Origin of the sequence: Coleofasciculus sp. FACHB-712, from assembly GCF_014695635.1 — a bacterium.
Classification (GTDB): Bacteria; Cyanobacteriota; Cyanobacteriia; order Cyanobacteriales; family FACHB-T130; genus FACHB-T130.
Map to the genome: position 1 here is coordinate 1 of NZ_JACJOQ010000244.1, position 5,714 is coordinate 5,714.

4 protein-coding genes are annotated in these 5,714 nt (G+C 50.5%); 1 reads left to right on the forward strand and 3 read right to left on the reverse strand.

Annotation, left to right across the window (positions count from 1 at the left end; all coding sequences use genetic code 11):
- Nucleotides 1-148: 148 nt before the first annotated feature.
- The 3 genes from H6F50_RS07040 to H6F50_RS07050 form a co-directional block, all read right to left on the reverse strand.
- Entirely contained in the window at nucleotides 149-2,014 is a 1,866-nt protein-coding gene (locus H6F50_RS07040; RefSeq protein WP_190427896.1) for a Gldg family protein, read from the reverse strand.
- Nucleotides 2,015-2,322: 308 nt separating this feature from the next.
- A complete protein-coding gene (locus H6F50_RS07045) occupies nucleotides 2,323-3,126 on the reverse strand; it encodes an ABC transporter permease (protein ID WP_190415002.1) in 804 nt (267 codons plus the stop codon).
- A complete protein-coding gene (locus tag H6F50_RS07050) occupies nucleotides 3,127-4,179 on the reverse strand; it encodes an ABC transporter ATP-binding protein (RefSeq protein WP_190415003.1) in 1,053 nt (350 codons plus the stop codon).
- 99 nt (nucleotides 4,180-4,278) lie between these two features.
- Here H6F50_RS07050 and H6F50_RS07055 point away from each other — a divergent pair.
- On the forward strand, nucleotides 4,279-5,714 hold a 1,436-nt coding region (locus H6F50_RS07055; protein WP_190427897.1), incomplete at its 3' end, for a DUF1565 domain-containing protein.

Consider the following 5,714-nt stretch of genomic DNA (forward strand, 5'->3'; position numbering starts at 1 on the left):
GCTTCTCGCTGGGGGGCACCTTTAATTTCATAAAAATAAACGAATCCCCCCAAACTCAGCGCCAATAGTATCAGAATCCAAGTTGTTCGTTTTAGCTTCATAATCAACACGCGAGTTGATTTTAGATTAAATCCAAAATCTGAAATTACTAACGTCTGAACCACCAAACCAGTCCGGCTGTAAGGAACCCGATTAAGGGCATAATCAACACAGCTATCCAACCCACTAGATTGGCTTGGTCTTGGGACAAGTTGATGCGACGGTCTTTTACTTCTTTGGGACGGATGGATAAAAGTTGTTCATCCTGTTTGCTTAACCAGCTGACGGAGTTGAGGAATACATCTCCATTGAGTTGCTGCTCGAATAAACCATCGCTAGCAAAATCAGAATTACCGAGGACAACTAGACGGGATTCTGCTGGTTTTTGGTCAGCATTTGCCGTCTTTGCCGGTGAGTTGGTTGGGCTTGGGGACGGGCTGGGGCTAGCGGTTGCAGTTGGGCCGGGAGAAGCTGATGTCGTCGCCGTCGGGGTTGGGGACGGGCTGGGGCTAGCAGTTGCGGATGGGGCGGGAGAAGCTGATGTCGTCGCTGTTGGGCTTGGGGACGGGCTGGGGCTAGCGGTTGCGGATGGGCTGGGAGAAGCTGATGTCGTCGCCGTTGGAGTTGGGGACGCACTGGGGGTGGGGCTAGCGGTTGCTCCTGGAGTCGCCCCTGGAGTTGCTGTTGGAGTTGGAGATGGTGCAGACACACTTTGGGGAGGATAGACGCGACTTAGGGCGACGCCGAGAATTAAAGGCCCTTGGCGATCGCTTTCGGGATCAAACTGCAAGCGATCGCTTTCGGGATTGCTCTCAGCCCAACTCTGGTCATTTGTCACCAGCAAAGGCGTCGCCTGGATACCGGCGATGGGAGTCACTTCAATCGGTCGTGCAAACGGGTAGAAAGAACGACCATCCTGAAAATCTTTCGTAATCGGATGTTGACCGTAGCGCGTAACCATAATCACCGCCGGACTCAGTCCCGCCTGACCGCCGGACAAGTCAATGGCAAGACGATTATCCAGCCTCACGCCCCAATCTTTGAGCAAGTTATCCAGACCGGGATTGGTATTCCGGTCTACCATCACCAGTAGCCTACCGCCGCGCTTCAGGTAATCGCTCAAAGCAGTGATTTCAGCCGCAAACAGCGCCCGTTTGGGGCCAGCAATGACGATGAGGTCAGCATCTTGGGGGATTCCTGGAGTTTTCGCCAAATCTAGGGGTTGAGTGGTGTAGCTTTTCTCTCCCAGGCTACTCACCGCCTGAGAGATGCTTCCTTGCGCCGCTTGTAAGGGACGTTCGCCGTGACCTTGGAGGAAGTAAACCTTGCCAACGCGATCGCTCGTAATTTGGGCGATCGCATTCGTCACCACTGTTTCTGAAAGGCTCTCCCCGCGCTGCGGATTCACTGTCTGGATGAGCTTTCGTCGTCCCTCCGATTCCAGATAAACTTCCCCTAGAGATTTTAGGTTAAACCTTTGAGCCAGTCCGGGTCGCAGTTGCGGATCGACAAATTCAAAACTAAATTGAGAGCCATATCGTCGGTAATTTTCCAACAATTGTTGGTCTTGAGGATTCGGATTTTCTTCAAATACCCACAACTTGACTGGCTGCGATAAATTTTGCACTAATTGCTGTGATTGGGGGGCAAGGGTAAATAGCTGATTTTCAGTTAAATCCACTCGCACGACACGGCGAACACCCAGAAAATTAATCAGCCCCAAAATCACCAAAACCGCCAGTGTTGCTGCTAGAGCATTGGTTCCCGCCTGAGTTGACCGGCGTCCCCAAAAGCCATTTGGCGAACCGCCCAAAGATAGCAGCCATAACCCAATAATTACAACTCCAGCAACGATTAAACCTACGGGCACAGAACCCCAGCTACTGGATACCAATCCAGCAACTAGACCCGTAATTGTTAGAACTGGGCCAAGCAAAAAGAGATATTTTAAATACTTCCAATTAATGGTTTTCATGTTGGCTAATCAGTAATTGGTAATTGGTAATTGCTGCCAATAGATTTTAGGTAAGTGTTTAGCTTAGGTAACAGTTCATCAATGGTAGGTTTGCGGGTGCCGATCTGTTCATCCGTCAATAAATCTCTCCTCGCCGGCTGAATCCTTATCTAAACGAAGCTTGTCTACGCAGGTAATAGAGAGGCAGGAAAACGCAAAGGCGGTCTTTGTAGGCGCAAGCCCCACCCTTTAAGGTGTGGGCTACTTGCATCTCACGCATTCGGTCTTCTCATCGCAACCACTCCATTCGCGATTCGCCATTCGTAAATTTAAGAGCGCTGATAGCGTAAAGCATCGATAGATTGAGCAGTCAGAAACACGCCTAAGATAATGTAGCTTGCAAACATAATCAAACTGCTGGTATCAACCACACCTTGTACTAAGGTGTTGTAATGTTTGACTAAAGATAAATGATTCCATGCCTCTCCTAAAACGCCGCCGGTCAGTTTCGCTAAAAGCTCGATCAGCGAGAAGCATAAAATTAGCACAAAGGTAAGAATTGCTGCCAAAATTGTGCTTTCGGTGAGGGAAGAAATAAACATTCCCAAGCTAAGAATCGCGGCGGCAACCAAGATTAATGCTGCATGACCCAATAGCGGCACCGCCGGGGGTAGGGGTGGGCTTGATGCATTAAAAGCGATCGCTTCGTATGCCAGTAACGGCAGCACCATTGTGATAAAAAATGTCACTACCCCCAACAATTTACCCACCGCCACCGCCCAGTTGGTGACTGGCGAAGTGGCTAATAGCTCTAAAGTCCCTCGCTTGCGTTCCTCGGAATACAGCCCCATTGAGAGAATGGGCAGAATAAATAACGATAAAAAGAACATTGCCCCAAGAAAGCTTTGGAGGGTGTTATAGGCGACATCAATGGGGGGAACGGGTGCGCCGATTTGCTGTCCTTGAAAATAAATATCCAAAGCGCGATCGCTCTCACTTTGTAATGCAGTGAGGAAGAATAATCCAGCTAAAAACCAGAAAGCACCCGCGACGATATATGCCAGCGGCGAAGCGAAATAGCCCTGCAATTCCTTGCGATAAATCGCCAAAATATTACTAATAATTACGCCCATTTATTCAACTCCTCCAGATTGCTCATCTGTGGCAACGATGGCAGCAGCTTCTGCTGGCGAGGGAGGGGATGTCCCATTGCCATCGGTTTCATCCGTATCCATATCGACGACCTTTTCTTGGGTTGTCAGTTCGATAAACACGTCCTCAAGACTAGCGCGAGTGCGTCGCATTTCATACAATGCCACCCCCGCCCCAATTAAAACCGCAGCAATATCACGCGCCGGTTCTGTGCCCGGTTCTGATACTACACGGATAAGAGTGCGATTGGGCGGTAATTCCTGGCTGGGGATGGATTCGACAAAACGAACTCCGGGCAAAACTAAGAGCATATGTTGCACAGCTTCTACATCCCCGTCGATTTCCAACTCATAGCCCGATCCGCCCGCTAGCTGTGCTACCAGATTTTCCGGGCTATTCGTTGCCACAAGCCGACCGCGATTGATAATTGCCACTCGGCTGCAAGTCATGCTAACTTCCGGCAAAATATGGGTAGAGAGAATGATTGTGTGGCTACCGGCAAGGCTTTTAATTAAGTTGCGAACCTCGATAATTTGCCGAGGGTCGAGACCAACCGTGGGTTCATCTAAAATAATCGCGGGTGGGTCGTGGACGATCGCTTGGGCAATGCCAACCCGTTGGCGGAAGCCTTTAGAAAGCTTGCGGATGAGTACCTTGCGTTTTTCGGTGAGGTTGCAGCGTTCCATTGCTGAATTTACTTGGGATTTGCGATCGCGTCCGGGAACCCCCTTTAGCCGCGCCACAAAATGCAAAAATCCCTCCACGCTCATGTCAGGATACAAAGGTGGCGTCTCCGGTAAATATCCAATCCGCCGCCGTACCGCCATTAAATCTTCATGCACATCGTACCCAGCAATCCGGGCAGTCCCACTGGAAGCGGGTAGATATCCCGCCAAAATCCGCATGGTTGTCGTTTTTCCGGCACCATTCGGCCCCAAAAAGCCCAAAATTTCCCCAGGTTCCACATTAAAGGTGACATCCTGAATGGCTGGGGTCGCGCCATAGATTTTGCTTAAATTTTCAACTTCGATCATTATGGGTCATCGGTCATTGGTCATTGGTTATTGGTCATTGGTCAAAAGCAAACAACTAAGGACAAATGACAAAGGACTAAATTCAAAACTCTTTACTTTATGGGTCAACCAATGCTTTATGTCAACCCAGCAACTGGCAAAGATAACAGTGTCGGGAACTCATCTGCCCCACTGAAGACGCTGACTCGTGCCCTGAAGCAGGCTCAAGCCGGAACTTCGATTCAGTTGGCATCTGGGATTTACAATGCGGCAGGGGGAGAAGTATTTCCTCTGGTAATCCCGGCTGGGGTGACGGTGGTAGGGAATGAATCCAGCAAAGGCAAGGGAATTCAAATCGAAGGCAGTGGGGAATATATTAGCCCAAGCTTTGGCTCCCAAAATATTACCCTGCGGCTGGAAACGGATGCCCAACTGCGGGGAGTCTCAGTGACGAATCGGGGGGCGAAGGGGACAGGGGTTTGGATAGAATCGACATCGCCAAGGCTGGCGAATAATACCTTTACCAGTTGCAGTCGCGATGGCGTCTTTGTCACGGGTACTGCGAAACCGGCAATTTTAGATAATGTATTTACCCAAAATGCCTCCACAGGTCTTTCTCTCGTCCGCAATGCCAAGGGGGAAGTGCGTCGGAATGTGGCAGAGAGAACGGGTTACGGAATTTTGATTGGAGATCAAGCGGCTCCCCTAATTACCGATAATAAGATTTTTGCGAATCGGGCGGGGATTTTTCTGTCTCGTGACGCGACCCCGGTGCTGCGTCGCAATCTCATTGAGAAAAATACACAAGCGGGGCTAATTATCAATGATGGGGCAAAACCGCAGCTAGGGAGCCGTCAAGAGCCAGCAGGTAATATTTTGCGGGATAACGGGGAAGTCGATCTGCAAAATCTGACGCGGTTCGCGGTCGTCTCAGCGGGAAATCAGCTGAATCCAGTGCGGGTGCAGGGAACGGTGGAATTTGTGGCGGCGACGGTTGCCGCTACTTTTACAATGGGGCCTGCCCAGTTTAGCGATGTTGCCGGTTATTGGGCGGAAGCGTTTATTCAGGCGCTAGTGGCGAAAAATCTGATGAGTGGCTTCCCGGATGGGACGTTTCAGCCAGAAGCGGCAATGACTCGCGCCCAATATGCCGCAGCGATCGCGAAAACCTTTAACTTGCCGCCACGACCGGGAAATCAGAGCAGTTTCAAGGATATTCCAGCAGATTTTTGGGCGGCGGGGGCGATCGCGAAGGCTGCATCGATGGGTTTTATCTCTGGGTTTCCAGATAACACATTTCGACCGGGCCAAAATCTAACGCGGGTGCAGGCGATCGCATCTTTAGTCAGTGGTTTGGCACTTACGGGGGGCAATTCTAGCGTCTTGGGAGTTTATGGCGATCGCGCTCAAATTCCCAGCTACGCCACAGATGCCGTCGCTGTTGCCACCACGAGGCGCATGGTGGTGAATTATCCCCAAGTTCAACAACTCGAACCGATGCGAGACATTACCCGCGCCGAAGTTGCCGCACTCATCTATCAGGCATTAGTCACCAC